General features: G+C 61.9%; 18 protein-coding genes. 6 read left to right on the plus strand and 12 right to left on the minus strand.

Annotated elements, in window-relative coordinates:
* Positions 1-268 precede the first annotated feature (268 nt).
* The 4 genes from J2S67_RS06530 to J2S67_RS06545 form a co-directional block, all read right to left on the minus strand.
* Positions 269-4,216, minus strand: coding sequence for a DUF4011 domain-containing protein (locus J2S67_RS06530; RefSeq protein ID WP_310247408.1), 3,948 nt, complete (start codon positions 4,214-4,216; stop codon positions 269-271).
* Between the two features lie 171 nt (positions 4,217-4,387).
* Positions 4,388-5,977 carry a glutamine-hydrolyzing GMP synthase gene (guaA, locus tag J2S67_RS06535; protein ID WP_407682069.1) on the minus strand — a complete coding sequence of 530 codons (1,590 nt, stop codon included), beginning with the start codon at positions 5,975-5,977 and terminating at the stop codon, positions 4,388-4,390.
* 34 nt (positions 5,978-6,011) lie between these two features.
* Positions 6,012-6,524, minus strand: coding sequence for a DUF3817 domain-containing protein (locus J2S67_RS06540; protein ID WP_083285529.1), 513 nt, complete (start codon positions 6,522-6,524; stop codon positions 6,012-6,014).
* A 2-nt stretch (positions 6,525-6,526) separates the two neighbouring features.
* Entirely contained in the window at positions 6,527-7,435 is a 909-nt protein-coding gene (locus tag J2S67_RS06545) for an SURF1 family protein (protein ID WP_070491049.1), read from the minus strand.
* A 113-nt stretch (positions 7,436-7,548) separates the two neighbouring features.
* Here J2S67_RS06545 and J2S67_RS06550 point away from each other — a divergent pair, with 113 nt between their 5' ends.
* Entirely contained in the window at positions 7,549-7,785 is a 237-nt protein-coding gene (locus tag J2S67_RS06550) for a YoaK family protein (RefSeq protein WP_310247418.1), read from the plus strand.
* Positions 7,786-7,891: 106 nt separating this feature from the next.
* On the opposite strand, the gene J2S67_RS06555 is transcribed toward J2S67_RS06550, so the two are convergent.
* From J2S67_RS06555 to groES, 4 genes are all read right to left on the minus strand, one after another.
* Entirely contained in the window at positions 7,892-9,034 is a 1,143-nt protein-coding gene (locus J2S67_RS06555; RefSeq protein ID WP_070491053.1) for a GuaB3 family IMP dehydrogenase-related protein, read from the minus strand.
* 122 nt (positions 9,035-9,156) lie between these two features.
* Positions 9,157-10,671, minus strand: a complete 1,515-nt coding sequence (gene guaB, locus J2S67_RS06560) for an IMP dehydrogenase (protein WP_370977523.1) — start codon at positions 10,669-10,671, stop codon at positions 9,157-9,159.
* A gap of 205 nt (positions 10,672-10,876) precedes the next feature.
* Positions 10,877-12,472, minus strand: coding sequence for a chaperonin GroEL (groL, locus tag J2S67_RS06565; RefSeq protein ID WP_035754340.1), 1,596 nt, complete (start codon positions 12,470-12,472; stop codon positions 10,877-10,879).
* Between the two features lie 75 nt (positions 12,473-12,547).
* Positions 12,548-12,844: a co-chaperone GroES gene (gene groES / locus J2S67_RS06570; RefSeq protein ID WP_035754342.1), complete on the minus strand. Its 297-nt coding sequence runs from the start codon at positions 12,842-12,844 to the stop codon at positions 12,548-12,550.
* 329 nt (positions 12,845-13,173) lie between these two features.
* On the opposite strand from groES, the gene J2S67_RS06575 reads away from it, so the two are divergent.
* Both J2S67_RS06575 and J2S67_RS06580 read left to right on the plus strand, forming a co-directional pair.
* The gene (locus tag J2S67_RS06575) at positions 13,174-14,505 is read left to right on the plus strand and encodes a class I SAM-dependent methyltransferase (RefSeq protein WP_070508139.1); all 1,332 of its coding nucleotides are present in this window, start codon (positions 13,174-13,176) and stop codon (positions 14,503-14,505) included.
* 35 nt (positions 14,506-14,540) lie between these two features.
* Positions 14,541-15,689 carry a glutamate--cysteine ligase gene (locus tag J2S67_RS06580; protein ID WP_310247425.1) on the plus strand — a complete coding sequence of 383 codons (1,149 nt, stop codon included), beginning with the start codon at positions 14,541-14,543 and terminating at the stop codon, positions 15,687-15,689.
* 31 nt (positions 15,690-15,720) lie between these two features.
* On the opposite strand, the gene tsaD is transcribed toward J2S67_RS06580, so the two are convergent.
* From tsaD to alr, 4 genes are read right to left on the minus strand one after another with little or no spacing between them, the layout of a single operon-like run.
* Positions 15,721-16,929, minus strand: a complete 1,209-nt coding sequence (tsaD, locus tag J2S67_RS06585) for a tRNA (adenosine(37)-N6)-threonylcarbamoyltransferase complex transferase subunit TsaD (protein WP_310247428.1) — start codon at positions 16,927-16,929, stop codon at positions 15,721-15,723.
* Positions 16,926-17,480 carry a ribosomal protein S18-alanine N-acetyltransferase gene (rimI, locus tag J2S67_RS06590; RefSeq protein ID WP_310247432.1) on the minus strand — a complete coding sequence of 185 codons (555 nt, stop codon included), beginning with the start codon at positions 17,478-17,480 and terminating at the stop codon, positions 16,926-16,928. Before rimI ends, tsaD begins: the two co-directional genes overlap by 4 nt.
* Positions 17,477-18,337, minus strand: coding sequence for a tRNA (adenosine(37)-N6)-threonylcarbamoyltransferase complex dimerization subunit type 1 TsaB (tsaB, locus tag J2S67_RS06595; RefSeq protein ID WP_310247435.1), 861 nt, complete (start codon positions 18,335-18,337; stop codon positions 17,477-17,479). Before tsaB ends, rimI begins: the two co-directional genes overlap by 4 nt.
* 1 nt (position 18,338) lies before the next feature.
* Positions 18,339-20,276 (minus strand): alanine racemase, encoded by a 1,938-nt coding sequence (gene alr / locus J2S67_RS06600; RefSeq protein WP_310247437.1) that lies wholly within the window; start codon positions 20,274-20,276, stop codon positions 18,339-18,341.
* A gap of 89 nt (positions 20,277-20,365) precedes the next feature.
* Between alr and J2S67_RS06605 the strand changes: the two genes are divergently transcribed.
* Genes J2S67_RS06605 through sufU form a run of 3 tightly spaced genes read left to right on the plus strand, consistent with a single transcriptional unit; the run spans position 20,366 to position 23,558 of the window.
* On the plus strand, positions 20,366-21,724 hold the full coding sequence (locus J2S67_RS06605) for a UDP-glucose dehydrogenase family protein (RefSeq protein ID WP_310247440.1): 1,359 nt from the start codon (positions 20,366-20,368) through the stop codon (positions 21,722-21,724).
* Positions 21,725-21,741: 17 nt separating this feature from the next.
* Positions 21,742-23,103: an aminotransferase class V-fold PLP-dependent enzyme gene (locus J2S67_RS06610; protein ID WP_310247444.1), complete on the plus strand. Its 1,362-nt coding sequence runs from the start codon at positions 21,742-21,744 to the stop codon at positions 23,101-23,103.
* Between the two features lie 2 nt (positions 23,104-23,105).
* Positions 23,106-23,558 carry a Fe-S cluster assembly sulfur transfer protein SufU gene (sufU, locus tag J2S67_RS06615; RefSeq protein WP_035754349.1) on the plus strand — a complete coding sequence of 151 codons (453 nt, stop codon included), beginning with the start codon at positions 23,106-23,108 and terminating at the stop codon, positions 23,556-23,558.
* Positions 23,559-23,562: the final 4 nt, after the last annotated feature.

The following is a 23,562-nucleotide window of genomic DNA, read 5'->3' on the forward strand; positions in this document are numbered from 1 at the left end:
GCACGCTGGATCTAGGTTCGCCCGGGTCAGGTTCACCGAGTCTAGGTTCGCTTCTGACTCCAGTGCGGAGGCATCTCCGCTAACAACGCCGCGTCCCCAGGTTGAGGGTCTTCGTCCTGGCTACGTTGCGAAGGCGCCACGACGTGAGAAACTCCCTTACGTTGCGCGGGATCAGCGGGTAGGTCAGCATCCCAGGACCCCACAAGGTCGGTCGGTTTCCCACCCAACCGTGTGGGTGGGACTACCGCGACTCTACGGCGCCGACCTGTCACGATTCCTGCCCGTCCGAGCCCGGCCCGTCCGATTCCTGCCAAGGAATGTGAACCTCAGGAACCTCAACTCCAGGCACGTCAACACCGAGTTGCGAGGCGATGTCACGAGCCACCGCATCGGGGTCTTTGAACACGTCGATGGTCCACAGCTGGACCGGCTTCCACCCACGGTTCTCAAGCGCTTCAGGGACAATACGTGTGCGGCTACGCACCGACTGTTGCGCATACTCCGGGGAGGAATCCACGCTGATCGCAAGCGGCGCAGTCTTGAGCCACACCGGCCCATACACCGCCATGTCCACGCCGAAACCAGGGTGCTGGATCACGATGAGGTCATAGGCCTGGAGCCGTTGAGACAAGTCCGCCATCAACGCACCCACATGCCACTGCTGCCCCTGGGCCGCATCGGCAGAATGCTGTTCCCAGCTTGCCGCGAGCGTTGGCGTTTCGGTCTGGGTAGCGGTCTTGAAGGCAGGCCGCAACAGTTGGTATGTGCGCGGCTCTTCAACCGAGCGCATCAAGCGAGTCAACAGCTCCATCCCGGAACGCGCCGGGGTCTTGTCTTCGAGCGGGCCGCTGTGGGCCACAACCATGCGCTCTTCAAGCTCCTCAAGCGGCAGAGCACACACCAGATACAGTCGCGAACGTGCAGCCGAAACGCTCGTCATCACATACCGCAAACCGTTACGGCTATTCAGCTCACCAAAATGCTGAGGCTGGCGCCCCTGCGGGCTGTTAGCGAAACCCAACGAGAAAATCACGCTATCGCGCCGCAAACCATCAACACGGTCAGCCGAGGTCACAATAAACGGCTCATACCGCCGCTGGAAAGCGGGCATCGCGTTCGGATGATGCGGAAGCGCATTGCTGATCCCACGAGCCAACTGCTGGGCATGCTCGGCGGTACCGGCGATCACGGCAAGGGAACGGTGAGGATGCTGAGTGAGTTGCTCAAACACCAGCCGAACAACCTTCTCAACCTCAGTCGGGGTCGAGGTCACGGTGCCGCGGCCCGCTGGGGCATGCGGATGTTCAATCCGGATCAGCTCAACACTGGACTCGGCGGTAGCCGGAGTTGGATAAGCCTTCATTCCTTGCTCGTATTGAGCGCTCAACGTCTCGATGAAACGCTCATCCAGAACACGATTATTGCGTCTCAAACTACGGCGCAACGTCACCCGGTTCAAAGCCTCGAACGCGCTCAACGGGGTGTCTTCTCCCCTGCCTGCGTTGAGGGGCTTATCAACCTCGACGTTCAACCGCAGCGGCACACCCGTGTTCGGATCACCGATAGCCAGAACCTGATCAACGCGGCTGATGGTCGTCAACGAAGACTCAAGCGCCAGCGACTCCGCATCAAGCAAGATCGCGGCATCGAAACGCGACCAGCGCGGCAAAACGGTCGGCAAATACAGCGGGGCTCCCACCCAGACAGGGGTCGCCGAACCCACAACCGCCGGAGCGAGTGCCGCAAGTTGCTGCGGGGTCGGATCCCCCACCTTCAGCAACGCACGCATATCGCGGGCACCTACCCGGTGATCAGCGATCGCAGCCTTCCACCGGTACGCGAGTGCCGCAGCCACCCGATCCGCGCCCTGAACAATATGGAGAGCATCCGCGCGCTCGAACTCCTCGCGGATCTTCTCCAGCTCCTCGGAGCTCTGCAACGCCAGATAGTCGTCTCCGGAAATCATCGCTTCCAGGACCGACTGCCACCATGCAAGCTCAACCTCTTGCTCCAGAGCATCAAACTTCACATGGCGTTGCGCGAAATCATCCAGGAGCTCACCCAGCCCCTTCTCGCGCAACGTCTCCATCAACAGTGTCCGCTCCGGCAAGGTTTCCAGGTCAGACTTCTTCTCTTGCAGCAACGCCAATCGCTGCTGCAACGCATCCGTGGGAAGGGAATCCAGCCGGGCCTCGTGATCGGGCAGCACCGACTGCAACTGGTTCAAGCTACTCAACACGTTGCGGAATGTCTGAAGAACCCGCTCAAGCCCCGCCGGGATCGAAGGGTACCGGTTGTCAGTGGCAAGGCTCTCCCACTCAACCCGTTGCTCACGCACCTGAGTGAGCGCCGTATGCAAGTCATCGATGTGCACGCCAGGGCGCACGTATTCCTTAGCGACGCGACGCAGACGAGAACGGGTCATCGCAGACATCTCAACGCCGCGTTCACGACGCCACTGCGAAGGCGCTGTTGCAGCGATCAAGTCATCGACCGGTTTATCGAAAATATCCGGTTCGAACAGGTCCAAACTACGCCGCACCGCAACCAAAAGACGCAACGTATCGCCCCACTGAGCGAAAGACTCAACGGGCTTGATCCGCGTCGAAGCCGCGGTGTTCTCAAGAGTCTCGCACAAGTCCGGGACCGAATCCGCAAGCTCATTGACCAAAGCAACCGCCGCCTCGGCCTCCCCACGGTTACGCAGCCGCGAGCCATACCAGGGGCTATCCAGCGACTCTTGAGAGAAGCCACCCAGCTCAGCCACACGCTGCAACTGCTCGACCACCGGCGCCCTGTCCGGCATCGCGTCCAAAACCGAGCGCTTCAAACGCACAGTGGTTGCCGGCGCGTTCTCACCGGAAGACAAACGCGCAAGCTCCTGCATCGCATCCAACGGGGAGGCGCCCCACCGCGAACGCACCGAATGCAACGAACGGATATGCTCCACCAGATCGCCCCGGTAAGCGCGAGCCACGGCATCGTTCGCCGAAGAATCAGCTCCGTGGGTGCGTTCGTTACGCAAGATCGCGTCCGTGAGCCGTTCACGCAGCACTTCCGGATCGGCGTTACGGTCAAGCTTCACCAGCGTCGTGTCAAGGCTCACGCGGGCGAACCTCTCCGTGACCTGCTGGATCGTGGACTCCCGCTCAGCAACGATCAGAACTCGTTTACCGTCAGCCGCCAAGCGAGCCGCCGCGTTGACAGCCAAGTTGATGCGTTCCGAACCCGGTGGCGCACTCACCGTGACCGACTTACCCTTAGACACCGCATCCAAGACCGCGTAGGCGTCGTCATCCACATCGGTAACCAGAAGCTCATCAGCTGGGTCCCGATCATCAGCGCCCGGGGTCAGGACATCATCCACGAGGCTCTGCGCCTGCTGGGGAGCGACCCCTTCATGCTGGTCAGCAACGAGCTCGTGATACCCGGTATCAACCTCCTGAATGTCAGCGACCTTCGTCGCCAAATCGTACGAAGCGCCCGCGTCCTCATCGACCGGGGCGAACTCATCGAGCAGAGCCGCGATGATCGGGTGGTTCACCGAAACAACAGATGGGTCCACCGGATCGCTAGCGGTCGCAATCGTCGAAACGCACACGCGGTCTTCAATCACGATGTTCGTGTTGGCTTTCGCCGCGATGTCACGCAACAGGTTCACCGGCCCCGTTGGGTTGAAACGCGCGGTCCTGTACCCGGCGTTCAACACATCATCAGGATGGATATCAAGCCCGTAGGACGTATTCAGAAACCGCAGAAGAGTCTCATTAGGCACCGCACGGCCCATCAGCTGCAACTCTTCATCGTCAACACCGTCACGGCGCTGCAACGAAACACGGCCCAGCATCAGCGGCGAGGAGTAATACTCTGTGCGGCCCGAACGCAGCGTACGCCACGTGACCAAACCAGCCGCAACATAACCCACGTCAACGCCGCGGGACTCAGAAATTTCACGCACACGCGTAGCTATAGCCCGCACCGTGGAACGCGCTTGCTTGTACTGGACCGGGTCACGCAAAAGCGTGGACAAGCGGGTGCGGCGACCCGTGAGAAACTGCGCCAAACCAGAGCGGTGGGCATGCGTCAGCTCAACCGCGTTCTTCTCCGTGGGAACAAAACGCAACAGCGAATCCGTACCAGCCGAACCACTCAACGACTGAACCCAGTCACGAAAACGAGTCTCGGGGGTCTGCTGTACGCTCACCTGATTACTCACTCCATCCTCCATGGCACGTCAATACTCCACGGTAGTTCACGCGAGCCAGCAGAACGCGCAACGCCGCGGCAAACACATGCATCTACAACACAAGCGGTTGCCGCGGCGAAACGCTCACAACCCCAACAAGCGGGCCCACAACCTGCCCAGTGGGGGCTTCTCAGGCGAGGATTACTCCCATTCGATAGTTCCCGGTGGCTTCGAAGTCACGTCAACCACCACGCGGTTGACCCCATCGACCTCGTTCGTGATGCGGTTAGAGATCTTCGCGATCAGCTCATACGGCAGGCGCGCCCAGTCCGCTGTCATCGCGTCCTCACTCGTGACAGGACGCAACACAATCGGGTGTCCGTACGTGCGGCTATCCCCCTGGACACCCACCGAACGAACATCCGCGAGCAGCACGACCGGCATCTGCCACACTTCACGATCCAGGCCGGCGTTCGTCATCTCCTCACGGACAATCGCATCGGCCTCCCGCAACAGATCCAGACGCCGCTTATCCACCGCACCAATGATGCGGATACCAAGACCTGGACCGGGGAACGGTTGACGGTGAACAATCTCATCCGGCAAACCAAGCTCAGTACCTACCGCACGGACCTCATCCTTGAACAGTTCACGCAGCGGCTCAACCAGCTCAAATTCAAGGTCTTCCGGCAAACCGCCCACGTTGTGGTGGCTCTTGATGTTGGCAGCACCTTCGCCGCCACCGGATTCAACAACGTCCGGGTACAGCGTGCCCTGGACCAAGAACGCGACGTCCTCACCTTCAGACTCAGCGATAATCTCCGCTTGGGCACGCTCAAACGTGCGGATGAACTGCTCACCGATGATCTTGCGTTTGGTCTCCGGGTCAGTGACACCCTTGAGTTTGTCCAAGAACACCTCGGAAGCGTCAACAACCTTCAGCACGGCCCCACCGTGAGCCTTACCGAACGCCTGCTCGATCGCTTCCGATTCACCAGCACGCATCAAACCGTGGTCAACATACACGCATGTGAGCTGATCCCCCACAGCGCGCTGAACCAAAGCCGCAGCAACCGCGGAATCAACGCCACCGGACAAGCCACAGATAGCGCGCTTGGTGCCGATCTGTTCGCGGATCCGGGCAACCTGATCCTCGACCACAGACTGCGCAGTCCAGTCCGGGCTCAAGCCAGCCGATTCGTACAAGAAGTTCTTCAAAAGCTGCTGACCGTGCGTGGAATGCTGGACCTCTGGATGCCACTGGACACCGTAAAGTTTGCGGTCCTCGTCAGCGAAAGCAGCCACCGGTGTGCGCTCCGTGGACGCCAGAACTGCGAACCCCTCAGGCGCCTCGGTCACGGCGTCCCCGTGGCTCATCCACGCGATCTGCGCATCCGGCAAGCCATCAAAGAGCGTGCATGTCTCGCCCTTGGACGACACGGCGGTCGAGCCATACTCGCGCTGGTTGGTGTGCGAAACCGTGCCGCCCAAAGCGTTCGCCATCGCCTGGAAGCCATAACAAATACCCAAGGTTGGCAAACCGGTCTCAAACAAGCCCTCAGGAACCTTCGGCGCGTCGTCGGCATACACCGAAGACGGACCACCGGACAGGATCAGGGCAACAGGGTTCTTCGCCAGGATCTGCTCGGTCGAAAACGTGTGCGGAACAACTTCCGAATACACGTTAGCCTCACGTACACGCCGAGCAATCAGCTGCGCATACTGGGCCCCATAATCGATCACGAGCACCGGGCGCGGATGCGGGGGATTTACTGCAGAAGTCACGTTCAAAGCCTATCGCGTTTACAGTGCACGATGCGCACGTTCAGTACCGGCGCAGCTGTTGCGGATTCTTTTGAAGCTCCTCAACAACCTGCTGGTGAACCTTCTTCTCCATCACAAACGAAAGGAACGGAACCACCCCGCCCAACGCGATCAGGATCAACTGTTTCAAGTCCCACCGCATGCGGGACCACAACATGAACGTCGCCAGCAAGTACACAACATAGAGCCAGCCGTGCACAATCAACACCGCAATCGAAACGTTGAACGCATCGACCACCATGCCAGGCTCAGCCAACGTGAACACGTTCGCCTCACCCGTGCGCAGCATCGTGCCGCCCGCATACGCGATCAAGTTGAACGCGTACTTCAGCACCATCTCAACAACCAACAGCAACAACATGACACCGGTCGCATACGCGGCGATACGGAAGAACACCGCCGCGCCACGGATCTGGGTCTCAGTCCCGCCGAACCCCTGCCTACGTTGCGGCATCGGGTCATCCTCTGGAATAGGAACATCCTCCGGACGTGGAATGCCATTCTGCTCAGTCATCTCTACCCGTTCTCTCTACTTTCCGGCCCAGCAACACCCGGCGCTGAATCATCGCCTGTCCCGGCCTCCGGCTGGGTTTCGGTTGCGAGCCGCTGCCGCGCTTCAGCCTGAGCCTGTGCAACGCGGGCATCCTGCCGCTTCTGCCAGGCAGCCATCTCGGCCTCAAACTTCAATTCGTTCTGATAATCATCGCGAACCAGGCGCCACCACACAAACAGTGAGAACAGAGCGAACACAACCCACTCAACGCCATAGAACACGTTGAGCCAGTTCAAACGGTTCTCCTGCAAATACCCCGGCGCAACATACACGTGTTTCAGCTCATCTACCCCGGCCTTGACATCGTCCGGGCTCTGTTCAAACACCACCACGAAACCGGCATAAGCATCCCGGTTCCACATGTTCGACAAACGGGCCGCCGAGACGTCCTTCAAGACCGGCAGACCATGCATATCTGCCGAGCGGCCGGAAGCGATCGGCGCTTCAGATGGCAATAAACGGCCCGTGATGGTCACCTCGGTTGCGTCCGTGGCAGGCGGCACCTCCGTCTCGCCAGGTTGCCACCCCCTCACAACCGGCATCACATCAGAGACACCGTCGACCTCGAAAGCCTGAACAACCCAGAACCCCTGCTCGCCCTCAAAGAGCCGGTCCTGAACATAAGCCTGCGTGCCTTCGATGTAGCGGCCCTTCATCGTCACGATTTGATCAGCGTCCGCGTGAGTCATGTCCTTGCCCGGCTCAAAATGGCTCTCAAGCGGGACCGCTGTCTCTGACTTCTCTTGCGTGGTCGGCGCGTAGTCCATGGCCCGTTCAAACTGCCATTTACTGAGCCAAACGAACCCGGTTGACACCACCAAACACGCAAGCAGCAGTGCCAGCCATTTAGGTTGAAGCGCAGTCTTGAACACGCCCCTTATCTTATCGAGCACCCCGTACGAGGCTTTAAACGCGCGCCCGCGCCTGTGTCTGCGCCGCACGCCACAGCCGCCGAGAAACAAAGAACCATTGTTAGAATCCAGCCGTGCCCATCTCTATCCGCAGACGTCACATCGCGCACATGCTGATCCTCACGTTCAGCTCAGGAATCATCGACGCGATCGGGTTCCTCGCGCTCGGGCGCGTCTTCCCCGGCAACATGACCGGCAATGTCGCGATCTTAGGCGTTACGCTCTCGGGAGCGTCCGAACTCTCCGCGCTACGGCCTGCGCTGGCCTTCGGGTTCTTCCTCTTCGGCGCCGCTATCGCCGGCGCGCACTAGCCGTAGCCGACCGCGAGAAAGCCCACCAGCGAAATGTACTGACCAGTAGCTGTACTGACTGGCAGCTGTACGGACTGGCAACTGTACGGACTGGCAGCTGTACGGACTAGGAACTGTATGGGGCCAGCACCATGTCGACGTGCTGGAAGTGTTTGAGGTCCACGTAACCGGTCGTGGCCATCGAGGAGCGCAGCATTCCGGCGAGGTTCGAGGTTCCGTCCGTGTGATGCGATGGCCCGTAGACAACCTGTTCGAGCGGGCCAACCGTGCCAACAAACACGCGGTCTCCGCGCGGCAGACGTTCGTGGGCGGCCTCCATGCCCCAGTGCCAGCCGTGACCGGGCGCTTCCTCGGCACGAGCCAGGGCGGTACCCAACATCACGGCATCAGCACCACAGCCCAAAGCCTTGACGATGTCACCCGAGGTCGAGACGCCGCCATCAGCGATGACGTGCACGTAGCGGCCACCGGATTCATCCAGGTACGCGGTGCGTGCCGCAGCCACATCGGCGATTGCGGTCGCCATCGGTACGTGGATGCCCATCGCACGGCGGGTTGTGCCGGTAGCGCCGCCACCGAAACCAACCAGAACACCCGCCGCCCCGGTGCGCATCAAGTGCAACGCCGGGGTGTAGCCGGCAGCCCCACCCACGATCACCGGAACGTCGAGCTCGTAAATGAACTGCTTGAGGTTCAACGGTTCACGGCCCTCAGACACGTGCTCTGCCGATACCGTGGTCCCGCGGATCACGAACAGATCCACGCCAGCTTCAAGCACCGTGCGGTAGTGCTCCTGGGTGCGCATCGGCGTCAAAGAACCAGCAACCACTACCCCGGCTTCACGGATCTCCGCTAGGCGCTCATGGATCAGCTCAGGACGGATCGGGGCCGCCAACAGTTCCTGCAGGCGGCGAGTCACCTTCGGGTTGGAGCCGCGTTGCTGAGCCGATTCAAGCGAGGCGATCTCCTCGAGCACCGCTTCAGGGTTCTCGTGGCGGGTCCAGATACCTTCCAGGTTCAGAACCCCTAGGCCGCCCAGCTTGCCCAAAGCGATCGCCGTCTTAGGTGACATCGCCGAATCCATCGGCGCCCCCATGAACGGCACATCGAACGTGAACGCGTCAATCTGCCACCTGGTCGACACGTCCTCCGGGTCACGTGTACGACGATTCGGCACAATTGCCACATCATCGAGGGAATACGCGCGGCGGGCGCGACGATAACGGCCGATCTCAATCTCGCTAGTCACGATCCAAGGCTATCAACAGCCCAGCGGGAAAGCCCTTAAATAACGGTGGCGGCCCCAGCTCAGGGGCCACCACCGGTAACAGGGTTGAAAGCGTGCGGTAACAAGCCCTGTGGGCTTGTTCCTTAGCCGCGGCGGTAGTTCGGGGCCTCGACCGTCATCGCGATGTCATGCGGATGCGATTCCTTCAGGCCAGCTGCGGTGATGCGGACGAACTTGCCCTTCTCCTTCAGCTCGGCGATCGTGTGGCCGCCCACATAGAACATGGTCTGCCGCAGGCCACCCACAAGCTGATGCACAACCGCGGCGAGCGGGCCGCGGTACGGGACCTGACCTTCGATGCCTTCCGGGATGAGCTTCTCATCACTTGGCACATCGGCCTGGAAATAGCGGTCCTTCGAATACGAGGTGTTCTTCCCGCGGGTCTGCATCGCACCGAGCGAGCCCATGCCGCGATAGCTCTTGAACTGGCGGCCGTTGACGAACACCAGGTCGCCTGGGGATTCCTGGGTTCCGGCCAGTAGCGAGCCGAGCATGACCGAGTCAGCGCCAGCAACCAGCGCCTTGCCGATGTCACCGGAGTACTGCAGGCCGCCATCGGCGATCAACGGGACACCGGCCTTGCGTGCTGCCTTGGATGCCTCATAGATCGCGGTGACCTGCGGGACACCAACGCCGGCAACAACGCGGGTTGTGCAGATCGAGCCCGGGCCAACGCCCACCTTGATCGCGTCCGCGCCAGCGTCGATGAGCGCCTTCGCGCCCTCATAGGTTGCAGCCTGCCCGCCGATCACATCCACGTGAGCTGCGGCAGGGTCCTTCTTGAGGCGAGCGATCATGTCCAGAACACCCTGGGAATGCCCGTTCGCGGTATCCACCACCAGCGCGTCCACGCCGGCATCAACCAACGCCATCGCACGGTCATAGCCCTCGCCAAAGAAACCGACAGCCGCGCCAACACGCAAGCGGCCCTCGTCGTCCTTGGTTGCCAGCGGATAATCCTCGGCCTTATCGAAGTCCTTGACGGTGATGAGGCCCATGAGCTTATTGCGGTCATCAACCAACGGAAGCTTCTCGATGCGGTGCTGAGCCAGCAGCTCGAGCGTCTTCTCACGCGTGGTGCCCACAGGGGCCGTGACGAGCGGCATCGGGGTCATCTTCTCGGAGACCTTGATGCTTGGCCAATCAGCGCGCGGCACAAAACGGGTGTCACGGTTGGTGATGATGCCGAGCAAGGTGCGTTCCTCATCCACCACCGGCAGGCCGGAGACCCGGTAGCGGGCGCACAGCGCATCGAGGTCAGCGAGCGTGGCTTCAGGGCTGACGGTGACCGGGTCACTGATCATCCCGGATTCAGAACGCTTGACCGTATCGACCTGGCGTGCTTGATCGTCGATGGATACGTTGCGGTGGATGATCCCCATGCCGCCCTGACGCGCCATCGCGATCGCCATCCGCGCCTCGGTCACGGTGTCCATCGCGGCGGAGATGATCGGCACCTTGATGTCGATGCGGCGGGTCAGCTGTGTGGTCGTGTCCGCCTCGGAAGGGATCACATCGGTTGGCCCTGGTAACAGCAGGACGTCATCGTATGTGAGGCCTTCGAAGGCAAATGGGTTGAAGTCATCGCTTGAGCTCACGGACGCACCTTTCAACGGCAGGTGATGGTTTGTGTCCATCTTAGAGTGTCGCGCGTTGTTGCGGGCAAGGCCGTGATGTGTACAACTTAAACGGCGGTGGCCCGCCCGAGTTCGTCTCGGGCGGGCCACCAGATCTTTCGGCCGGCTTTCACGCTGGTGTTGTGGCTAGCGCTTGAGCCGGTTGCGCCGGGCCGGGAGGAAGGGTTTAGTCTTCGTCTTCCTCGGCTGGCTTATCCACAACCAGGGTTTCAGTGGTCAGCACAAGCGCTGCGATCGATGCCGCGTTGCGCAGTGCCGAGCGGGTCACCTTGACTGGGTCGATCACGCCAGCTGCCAGCAGGTCTTCATAGACGCCTGTCTTGGCGTTGAAACCGTGGTTGGCTGGGGATTCAGAGACCTTCGCTGCGATGACGGATCCATCGAAGCCTGCGTTGGCTGCGATCTGCTTGACCGGGGTCACCAGGGCGCGGCGGACGATGTCAACACCGGTTGCGGCGTCGCCTTCGAATGCCTTGAGGTTCTCGTCTTCATCGAGCACGTGGAGCGCATCGACCAGCGCGGTACCGCCACCGGCGACGATGCCTTCCTCAAGCGCTGCACGGGTCGAGGACACGGCGTCTTCGATGCGTGCCTTGCGTTCCTTGAGCTCAACCTCGGTTGCGGCACCAACCTTGATGACGCCAACACCGCCGGCGAGCTTAGCCAGGCGCTCCTGGAGCTTCTCCTTGTCCCATTCGGAGTCAGAGTTCTCATACTCTGCCTTGATCTGGGCTACGCGTGCGGCCACCTCTTCGTCATCGCCTGCACCGTCGACCAGGGTCGTGTTGTCCTTGGTCACGGTCACGCGGCGGACCTTACCGAACACCTCTGGGCCAACCTGGTCCAGACGCAAGCCGAGGTCCTGGGAGACTACCTGGGCTCCGGTGAGGATCGCGATGTCCTGCAACATCGCCTTGCGGCGGTCGCCAAAGCCCGGGGCCTTCACGGCAACAACGTTGAGGGTTCCGCGCAACTTGTTCACCACGAGGGTCGAAAGCGCTTCGCCTTCGATGTCTTCAGCGATGATAAACAGCGGCTTGGATTCCTTCAAGACATGCTCAAGCAACGGAACGATGTCCTGCAGAGCGGAGATCTTGCCAGAATTGATCAGCACGTAAGCGTCTTCGAGGACTGCTTCCTGACGTTCAGCGTCGGTCACGAAGTGCGGCGAGAGGTAGCCCTTATCGAACTGCATGCCTTCGGTCACATCCAGCACGGTCTGGGTCGTGTTGGATTCTTCGATGGTGATGACACCGTCGGTGCCGACCTTCTTGAACGCCTCTGCCAGGAGCTCGCCGACCTCATCGGACTGCGCGGAGATCGCGCCGACGTGGGCGACGTTCTCGTCCTGAACTTCACGCGCGTTCTCCAGCAGGCGGGCCTCAACGGCCTCGACTGCGGTTTCGATGCCGCGCTTGATTTCACCTGGTGCAGCACCTGCCGCAACGTTGCGTAGGCCTTCTTTGACCAGGGCCTGCGCCAGAACGGTTGCGGTGGTCGTGCCGTCACCGGCGATGTCGTTGGTCTTGGTGGCTACTTCTTTAGCCAACTGCGCACCCAGGTTCTCGTATGGATCCTTGAGCTCGACGTCGCGAGCGATGGTCACACCGTCGTTGGTGATGGTTGGTGCGCCCCACTGCTTGTCGAGGACCACGTTGCGCCCGCGCGGGCCGAGTGTGACCTTGACGGTGTCCGCCAGGCGATCAACGCCGGCTTCGAGGGCCTTGCGCGCCGCGTCATTGAACGCAAGCTGCTTTGCCATTCGTTTTACTCCTTCATAGCCTCAACCGGGTTACGGGAGGCCGCTAGATCAAGAGTTGTGAGAAACCGGGAAGGGTTACTTCTCGACTACTGCGAGCACGTCACGAGCGGACAGAACGAGGTATTCCTCGCCGCCGATCTTGACTTCGGTGCCGCCGTATTTGGAGTAGATCACGACGTCGCCTTCCTGGACGTCCACTGGGATGCGGTTGCCCTTGTCATCCACGCGGCCTGCACCAACGGCAACAACCTTGCCTTCCTGAGGCTTCTCCTTGGCGGTGTCTGGGATCACCAGGCCGGAAGCGGTGGTCTGCTCGGCTTCGAGCTGCTGGATGACGATGCGATCTTCGAGGGGCTTGATAGAGATCGACATGGGACCTCTCCTTTGCGTAATAGACCTGTAGGTGTACGGGCCATACAACGCGTCCTCCGGGCGTCGTCGCGGGTGTCGACCGGAAGCAGCTGATGGCTTGCGCACTCGGATTTAGCACTCTCGGCTTCCGAGTGCTGATGTCTTCCACTTTAGGAAGTTATCTGGCACTCGGTCAAGATGAGTGCCAATTGTTCGCCTTGAGCGTGCTCGCCACGCCCTCTACTACCCCACCCGATGCTCTGCTACACCTCGCCCTGCCGCACCTCGCCGCCATCACCTCCTCGTTTCCCCTACGCCGCATTCCGGCACATTCGTGACAAGCTGGAGGCATGGCATCCAGCAAAAAAGAAGGCTCCATCACGTCTAACCCGGCGGAGCCGGTCGCCGCGGCCTTCACACCTGAAGGCCAAGAGCTGCTCTCCCAGCTGACCCCGGATCAGGCTGCGACCAAGAAGTTAGCAACCGAGCTGACCTTGAGCCTGCGCAAGGCCGGGCATCCAGCGGGCCTGGTTTCCGCCGTCGTGCATCAGCTTGCCTTACGTTTCAAGGCTCGGGCTAAGTTCGGGCCATTCGCTGAGCGGATGATTCTCACGCAGGCGGGCCTCGAACAGGCAACCCGCCTACCTGTTGCTGCGCGCCATGCGGGCCGGATGCGCGATGCCGGTGTGGGGCACGTTGCGGACCTCGGTTGCGGTTTGGGTGCGGACGCGATGGCGATGGCCGCGCTGGGAATCGATGTGACCGCGGTCGAGGCCGACGAGGTCACGGCAGCCGCGGCGACCGTGAACACCGCTCCGTTCCCTAACGTCACGGTGGTGCATGGGCTCGCTGAGGAAGCCGATATTTCTGCCGCCGATGCGGTATGGATGGACCCTGCACGCCGCGAAACCACGACTTCGGGCACGCGCCGCCGCTGGAACCCTGAAGCGTTCTCTCCCCCGTTGTCTTTCGTGGAGACACTGGCTGACCGTGGGCTTCCGATGGGGGTCAAGCTCGGGCCTGGGATCCCGCACGAATCGATCCCTGAGACCGCGGAGGCGCAGTGGGTTGAGCACAACGGCAGCGTGGTCGAAGCCACGCTGTGGTTTAACGAGGCGCGGCGGGCGCAGGTGCGGAGGGCCGCGCTGGTGTTGAAGGACGATCAGACTGCAGAACTGACCTCGAGTGCCGCCCACCCCGACCTGGATTCAGATGCTCTCGCGCTCGGCGAGGATGTGCCCATAATCGAAACCGACAGCAACCTGTCACTTCCCGTCCTCTCAGACACAGCCACGTACGGAACCTATCTTCACGAACCTGCCGGCGCAGTCATCCGCGCCGGGCTCGTAGCCGATCTGGCCGTACAGCTTGAGGCGACCGGGCTTGACCCGCACATCGCCTACCTCACCGGCGACACCGCCTCCGCGACCCCGCTGGCCAACAGCTACCGCATCGACATGGTCATGCCCTACAAGATCAAGGCGCTGCGCAGCTGGGTACGCGACAACCGCATCGGGCAGCTCACCATCAAAAAGCGCGGCCTGGACGTCACACCGGAAGAGTTGCGCACGATTCTGCTGGGCAAAGGCCACGGCGACGGCTCAGCAACGCTTGTGCTCACGCGCATCGGGAAGCAACGAATCGTCTTCGGATGTGAGCTCATCCCCGGCTCCGCCGTATGATCGTCTAATTGCACGCCACCGATGCGAGGAGACCTATGGGCATCGAATTCACCCCGTCAGAGCCCTCGACCCTGGGGATCGAATGGGAGATCGCGCTCGTAGATCGCGACACCGGGGATTTGCGCCCGGAAGCCCCACGCATCCTTGACGAGCTTGGTCAGCAGGGCCGCATCAACCACCCGGACGGCGCGCCGCGGCTCACGCGCGAGCTGCTACAGAACACGGTCGAGTGCGTGACCGGCGTGCACCACACGGTATCCGATGCAGTCGCGGATCTCGCTTCCACGGCGCGTGACGTGAGCGATATTTTGGATCCGCTCAACACTTCACTGTATTGCGCAGGCTCCCACCCTTTCGCGGAACCGACCCTGCAAGAGGTTTCCGATAAGGACCGCTACGCGACCCTGATTGATCGCACCCAGTGGTGGGGCCGGCAGATGGTCATTTACGGCGTGCACGTGCATGTTGGGATCGATCACCGGGATAAGGTCCTGCCGATCGTTGATGGTCTGATCAATAAGCAGCCGCACCTTTTAGCGTTGACGTCCTCTTCGCCGTTCTGGGGTGGGGCTGACACCGGCTACGGTTCGCAACGATCGTTAATGTTCCAGCAGTTGCCCACCGCGGGGCTGCCGTTCCATTTCTCTCAGTGGTTCGAATATGAGTCCTATGTTGCGGATATGCTGCACACGGGCGTGGTGGATGTTTTGGATGAGATCCGGTGGGATGCCCGCCCGGTCCCTAAATACGGGACCGTTGAGATGCGGATTTGCGATGGGCTCCCGGATTTGGATGACATAGCCGCGGTCGCCGCCTACACCCAGTGCCTCGTCACGGAGATGTCGGACGCCCTGGATGCCGGATGGGACATCCCGGTCATGACGCCGTGGTTCCGCGTCGAGAACAAGTGGCGTGCGGCCCGCTACGGCCGTGAAGCGATCATCATCCTGAATTCGGCTGGTGATGAGCTGCTGGTGACCGATCAGATCGCTCAAGATGTTGAACGGCTCGCTCCGATCGCTGAACGCCTCGGTTGCGCTGAGGAACTCAACCACATCACGACGATGATGCAGCAGCCGTGCGAATACGAACAGCAACGCAACGTGGCTGAGGCCAACGGCGGCGACTTAGCCGCGGTTGTGCAGGATAACTCGCAGCGCCTGCACGCCTCGCTTGACCGCTAACACGCCGGTGGCGCTGACAGGACGGCGCGGCCTAGTCGGCCTGGCCGCCCGCCCGCATCGACGCTGTACCTTCCATGGACGCCGCGCTTTTCATCGGCACCGTGTTTTTCATGGACACTGCGCTTTTCATCGACACTGTGCTGACGGGTAGTGAGGTGTCGGTTCCGAAGTCGGTTCCGGTGGGTTCTACGCCGTTCATCACGAGTTGGGCGCCGAGTGCGGCGATCATCGCGCCGTTGTCGGTGCACAGCGAAAAGGGTGGGATGCGTAACTGGATTCCGGCGGAGGCGCAGCGGGCGGCTAGCAGTTCGCGCAGGCGTGAGTTTGCGGCGACCCCGCCACCCAGAAGCAGTGTTGTGAGCCCGTGTTCTCGGCACGCCATCACGGCTTTGGATGTGATGACGTCCGCGACGGCTTCCTGGAACGAGGCGCACACGTCTTCGATGACGAGTTCTTCCCCGGTTGCTTCGCAGTGCTCAACATAGCGTGCTACCGCGGTCTTCAGTCCGGAGAAGCTGAAGTCATAGCGGCGCGGCCCCGGTTCTTCCGCGGTTCCCATGAACTTGCCCGTTGTGAGTCCACGCGGGAAGCGGATCGCTTTCCGGTTGCCTTGGGCCGCCAGCTTGTCGATCACGGGTCCGCCCGGATAGCTCAACCCCAGCAGGCGGGCGACCTTATCGTAGGCCTCCCCCGCGGCGTCATCGATAGTTGACCCGAGCATCGTGATGTCAGCAGTCAGCGAATCCACTTTGAGGATCTCGGTGTGGCCGCCCGAAACCAGCACCGCGCCGAGGTTCGGAGGTAGCTCTCCACCATCGAGCACACCGACCCCAACGTGCGCAACCAAATGGTTGACCGCGTACAGCGGCTTGCCGGTAGCTAACGCGAGCGCTTTCGCGGCAGAAACACCCACCATCAACGCACCAGCCAGGCCAGGTCCAGCTGTCACGGCGACCGCATCAACATCATCGAGCCTAAGCTGCGCGGTCTCTAAAGCAGCACGCAGCGTCGGGACCATCGCTTCAACGTGGGCGCGCGAAGCGATCTCCGGGATCACTCCGCCGAAACGCACGTGCTCATCCACCGAGGATGCAACCGCATTAGCAAGTAGCGTGGTTCCGCGGACGATGCCCACGCCCGTCTCATCGCAACTGGTCTCAATACCCAGAACGACCGGGCCTGAAACTGTAGCTGCAGAGCCCCCTGGGGTATCGAGGGCCTCAGGTTTCACGGTGTTCATAGCTTCCCTCGGATGTCTTTCTGCATAATCAGGGCGTCTTCGCCGGCACTCGGCTTGCCGGGTGCACTCGGGTGGCCGGGCGCGCCACCTGGATAGTATCCGCGGCGGCGGGCGATCTCTTCAAACCCGTTGCGGTGATACAGGTGGATCGCGCGCTCATTCGAAGCGCGGACCTCGAGCATCATGTGGGTCGCGCCCCAGTCACGCGCCCGGGACTCCATGAGCCACATCAGATACCGCGCGACCCCGCGGCCCGCATGCTCCGGCACAACCCCGATGGTCTGAATATCTGCGATATGCGGGCTGTATTGCAGGCCCGCATACGCGATCAGCGCGCCAGCACCCAGCTCGGCCACGCCCCAGTATTGCCGCCATTCGGGGTGGGAAAGCTCCTCGCGCATCATGCGTTCATCCCAGCGGTCCAGCAGGAAAAGTTCGGCTTCGAGCGGCATGAGTTCCGCGGCATCGCCCGCATCCAGCTGGCGCACGATATAGCCTTCCGGGGCTCGCGCCAGCTCAGCTTCGGTAGCGGGGGCTAAGTCGGTGCTCATCGTTGGCGGCCTTGCATCGCAGCCGGGACCACCGCGTCAGATTCGCGCAAATACCGCGCGACGGGCGGGGCGGTTGGCATGCCAGCGGCATACCAGGCGCGGGCCAGATAGGCCGCGGATACCGGCGAGGTTTCGGCTCCGGAGAGCACCGGGATACCCGCCTCGGCTAGCTCTTCCCCGCGAACACCCGCCCCGGCTCCACCTACCGGATAAGCGGCCGGTAGCTCGTCCGGCTTGGTCACGTGCGGGCCATCGACACGCGCCCCGTTACGGGCGTAGGTCGCCCAATACAGCTCACGACGGCGGGCATCCAGCGCCGCTGTCAGCACCGGGCCGCTTCCTGCCGTAGCGTCCTCGCCCGGCTCTTCCCCTGTTGCGGCAGCGGTTGCTGGCTCTTGCCCTGCCGCGGCAACGGTTGCTTCAGCAGGGCTGGACTCAGCAACGCTAGCGAGGTTGCCTTCAGCCAGCAGTTGGGCGGCGAGCCCGTCGAGCGAGCACACGCCGTAGGCTTCTATACCCCACGCGAAGGCGAGGGTCTGGCCGGCGGCGATCCCGACCCGCAGACCCGTGAAGGGGCCTGGCCCCTCCCCGACTAGGACGGCGTCTGGGCGTTCCCACCCGGCCTGGGCGAGCAACTGTTTGCACACGGGGATGAGGTCTTCGGCGTGCCGGGTCGTGGAATCCGTGACGGCCTCCGCAATAACCTCAACGCCCGCAACGTGCTGCGTATCCACGGCGCTTTCAGCATCCACAGAGCCTTCAGCACTCACAGCGCCTTCAGCACTCACAGTCACGCACGCGACGGAAACCACCGATGAGGTATCCAACGCCAGGATCTTCTTGATGTCGTCGCGCATTTCAGCCCTCCTTCACGGTGTCAGTGAATTCGGCGAGCGCGGCGCGCAGTCCGGTGGTTGCCCCCTCGTTCCAGCGTGGGCCCACCCAGTTGAGGGTCACGATGCGGGGTGCGGCGGCTTCTTCTTCGTCTTCGACTTCCCACGGGGCCGGGGTCTCGCTGTCGGGTTGTGCGGCCGTGTTGCCGCCGATGGGGCGCTCGAGTGTGATCTCGAGGCGGGATTCGGAGAGGCCTTCGGCGCGGTCGCGGCCCCATTCGACGACTGTGACGGATTCGTCCACGGTGTCGATGAGGTCGAGGTCTTCGAGTTCTTCTGCGGATCCGAGCCGGTAGGCATCCACGTGGACCAGCGCTGGCCCGTCGGTCAACGATGGGTGGATGCGGGAGAGCACGAATGTTGGCGATGTGATGCCTTCGCGCACGCCGAGGCCTTCGCCGAGGCCTTGGGTGAAGGTTGTTTTTCCGGCGCCGAGTTCCCCGGTCAGGATGAGAACATCGCCTGCTTGCAGTTCGCTTGCGAGTGTGCGGGCTAAGCACTGCATCGCCGCTGGGGTTGGAATAGTCAACGACAGTGAGCTGTCGTCTGCTGTCTCCGCACGGCCGCCGCAAGCACCGGCTGTGTCATCGCCAACAGCATCGCCCGCGGCCGCACCATCTGCGGGGATCATGCGGCGTGGGACGCGGTCGGAGATCCCGGTGACGGTCTCGTAGTTGATGGTGTGGGCGGCTTCCGCCCATTCTTCAACGCCGGGTTCACCATGTGCTGGGTCACCGAACACCACGGCGTCTTTACCGACAAATTCCGCTGGGTCTGCTTCCCCGCCGAGGTCGATCACGAACTGATCCATTGCGATCCGGCCCACCACCGGATACCGCACGCTATCGATTGTCACGTGGGTGCCTTCGGCGATCCGTGGGATGCCGTCGGCGTAACCGACGGGAACCAGGCCCAGCGTCGTCGGTTTCTCTGCCCGCCAGCGCAGGCCGTAGGACACACCTTGGCCCGCATCGACCCGTTTAGCTGCGGCCACATGCGCAACCAGGCGCATGACCGGCCGCAACCCCAGCTCGGCCGAGGACACCCCTTCAAAAGGAGATAAACCATAGAGGCCCAGACCGACCCGGACCATGTCATAGATCGCATCCGGGCGCGTGAACGTCGCCGGGGTGTTCGCGATGTGACGCACTTCAGGTTTCAACCCGGCGTCCGCGACCACCGCGAGCGCGTCCTCGAAAGCCTGGGTCTGCACGTCGTTGGCGGGGTGTTCTGGCTCATCGGCCATCGCGAAGTGGGAGAACACACCCACCACGCGGATGTCCCCGACGCGTTCGGCCGCGGCGGCGCGCTCTACAAGATGTGGCCATTCGGCTGCGGTGCACCCGTTGCGGCCTAAGCCGGTATCGATTTTCAGGTGAATCCGTGCCGTGCGCCCCACCGCGCGTGCCGCCTCGATCATCGGGTCCAGTTCCCAACCGGATACCCCCACGTCAATGCCCTGTGCCACGGCCGCCTCGAAGTCGGTGTCCGATGTGTGGAGCCAGCACACCATCGGCGCCTCGATGCCCGCGGCACGCAGCTCAAGCGCCTCGCTCACGTGCGCGGTCCCTACCCATGTGGCGCCTGCATCCAGCGCGGCGCGCGCGCACTCGATCGCGCCGTGCCCGTAGGCTTGCGCTTTGACGATCGCCATGATGTGCGCTTGCCCCACCTGTTGACGGATCCTGGCGACGTTGGCGGCCAACGCGCCAAGGTCAATCTCGGCGCAGCGTTCAGGGGCAGCCGCTACCGCATCGTGGGCATGTAACCATTGCGTCACCGGAGCCGATGCCGGGGCCTGCGCCGCGTCATCGGCGCCAAACGTAGCGGTGCCAACCGCATCGGACGCATTATGATCCGCACCCGCGGGGCTGGAGGTGGAGGAAAAGCTGTGGGAACACACCCTTCTAGCGTAGACCTTCACCAGGTTCGGGCTTGGGTATGCGACTCAACGCCTAAGATCATAGGTAGCCAACTGTGAGGAGAACATTCGTGCAGGATGCAGCACAGCCGCGGAAGATTTCAGTGATCGGTGCGGGATATTTGGGGGCTACGCATGCCGCTTGCATGGCGGAGCTCGGCTTCGAGGTGGTCGGCGTTGATGTTGAGGTTGAACGTGTTGAACGTCTCAACGCCGGGGTGCTTCCGTTTCATGAGCCGGGTCTGGATGAGATGCTGGCCCGCCACGTACGTGAAGGCCGTTTGCGTTTCACTACGGATTATCAAGAGGTCGCCGATGCGGATGTTCACTTCATCGGTGTTGGTACCCCGCAGCGGGAGAACGATCACGGCGCGGACATGCGTTATGTCGATGCCGCGATTGATTCGTTGGGTGCCGTGGTTTCGAAGGACACGCTGATTGCTGGTAAGTCCACGGTCCCTGTAGGTACTGCGGCGCGTTTGGCGAAGCGGTTGAAGAAGCTGGTGGCTAAACGCGGCTTGGACATCAACGCGGAGTTGTGTTGGAACCCTGAGTTTTTGCGTGAAGGGTTCGCTGTTGAGGACACGCTGACCCCTAATCGGTTGGTATTCGGGGTGCGTTCCCAGCGGGCTGAAGACATCCTGCGTGCGGTGTACGCGAAGCCGTTGGCCGACGGCACGCCTCTGGTGGTGACTGACTTCGAGACTTCCGAGCTGGTGAAGGTCGCCGCGAATGCGTTCTTGGCTACCAAGATCTCCTTCATCAACGCGTTCTCTGAGATCACAGAGACCGTGGGTGGGGACATCAAGACGCTCGCGGATGCGATCGGGATGGATCCGCGCATCGGGCGTAAGTTCCTCAACGCCGGCATCGGTTTCGGTGGCGGTTGCTTGCCTAAAGACATCCGTGCTCTCCAGGCGCGCGTGTCCGAGCTCGGCCTTCCGCACACCATGCGGTTCCTCGACCACATGGACGAGATCAACCTGCGCCGCCGCGAACGCGCAATCTATCTTGCCGAGCGTGCGGTGGGAGGCGACCTGCACGGGGCACACATCACAGTGCTAGGTGCGGCGTTCAAACCGAATTCGGACGACGTGCGTGACTCCCCCGCCTTGGATGTTGCCGCCCGCCTGTATTCAGCTGGCGCAGACGTGTCTGTATATGACCCGCAAGGTATGGAGAACGCGGCTAAACGCTTCCCACGCTTGCGGTACGCGGACTCCGCCGAAGATGCCGCACGCGGTGCGAACGTTGTGCTGTTGCTGACCGAATGGGATGAATTCAAGAACCTCGATCCGGTTTCCTTCGGTGAGGTTGTTGCGGATCGTTACATGATCGATGGCCGCAACGTGCTCGATCCGCAAGCATGGACTTCCGCAGGGTGGACCCTGGACCGCATGGGGCATAAGAGCGAAGGCCACAGCGAGTAGAAGTAGCGAGGAGCGTCATGACTGAACATGATGTCAACACCGGATTCGATGTCAGCACCGGATCTGATGTCAACACTGGATTCGAGGTCAATGCGGTTCGGGCGGATTTCCCGATCCTGAACCGTAAGGCCGCGGATGGTTCCGGTTTGATCTATCTGGATTCTGGGGCGACCTCCCAGCGCCCACAACAGGTCATGGACGCTGAGACTGATTTCGTGTTGGGGTCTAACGCTGCGGTCAAGCGTGGCGCGCATCAGCTCGCTGAAGCCGCAACGAACGCGTACGAAGACGCACGTGAGACCATCGCCGACTTCATCGGCGCTGCATCAGCCAACGAGGTCGTCTTCACCAAGAACGCGACCGAGGCCCTCAACCTCGTCGCCTACGCGTTAGGCAACGGAGACGACTCGACCCCGCCCCGGCTCCGCGTTGGCCCCGGGGACGAGATCCTCATCACCGAGATGGAACACCACGCGAACCTCGTACCGTGGCAAGAGCTCGCCCGCCGGACCGGCGCCACCTTGCGTTGGATACCACTCACGGATGACTTCCAACTGGATCTGACAGACCTTGAAACGCTACTGACCGAACGCACCAAAGTATTCGCGTTCACGCACCAATCCAACGTCACCGGAACCATCACCCCGGTAGCGAAACTGGTTGCCGCGGCGAAGAAAGTCGGCGCGCTCACAGTGCTCGATGCGTGCCAGTCCGTCCCTCACATGCCCGTGGATGTTCAGCAGCTCGATGTTGATTTCCTCGCGTTCTCCGGCCATAAGATGCTCGCCCCCACCGGCATCGGTGTTTTGTGGGGCCGTTACGAACTCCTCAAAGACCTGCCTCCGTTCATGCTTGGTGGTTCGATGATCGAGATCGTCACGATGGAGCACACCACATATGCTGAGCCTCCGGCACGCTTCGAAGCAGGAACCCCACCCACAGCGCAAGCCGTTGCGCTCGCCGCCGCGTGCGATTACCTCAACGCGCTGGGCATGGATAACGTCGCCGCGCATCAAGCCCAGCTCGTGGAGCGCGCGCTCACGGGTTTGAGCCGCATCGACGGCCTCCGCATCATCGGCGCGGGGCTGAGCGTGCCGGGCGACGGCGAGGACGGCACGGGCAACCAATCCGAGCGGCACCGTACTGGTGCGGTCGCGTTCAGCATCGAGGGTTTGCACCCGCACGATGTGGGGCAGGCTCTCGATTCCCAGGGTGTGCTGGTGCGTGTGGGGCATCATTGCGCGTGGCCGCTGCACCGCCGTTACGGGATCCACGGGAGCACGCGCGCGAGCTTCAGCGTCTACAACACGGTGGCTGAGGTGGACGCTTTCGTTGAGGCCGTGCAGAAAACCATCGACTACTTCAACAGTTTCCGGTGACCATGAACCTCAATACGCTGTATTCAGAGCTGATATTCGAACACGATAAGCACCCCAAACACGCGGGCTTACGTGAGCCTTTCGACGCCGATGTACACCACGTGAACCCGGTGTGCGGCGACGAGATCCAGCTGCGTCTGAAACTCTCCGAAGACGGCGCAACAGTCGAGGACATCTCCTATGAGGCGGCTGGTTGCGCGATGAGCCGCGCTTCCGCCTCAATGATGGCGGACCTGTTCATAGGCGAGCCGGTCAGCGACATCGAGGAGATGACCGCTCATTTCGATGAGGTGCTTCACTCCCGCGGGAAGGTTGAGGCCGAAGAGGAGATCATCGGCGACGCGGTCGCGTTAGCTGGTGCCGCGAAGTTCCCCAACCGGGTCAAGTGCGTGCTCATGAGCTGGAAGGCGTTCCAGGCCGCCTACGCAGAAGCGCTCCTATTCCGTCAGCAGTGATCCC

The organism is Pseudoglutamicibacter albus (assembly GCF_031458175.1).
Taxonomy (GTDB): Bacteria; Actinomycetota; Actinomycetes; order Actinomycetales; family Micrococcaceae; genus Pseudoglutamicibacter; species Pseudoglutamicibacter albus.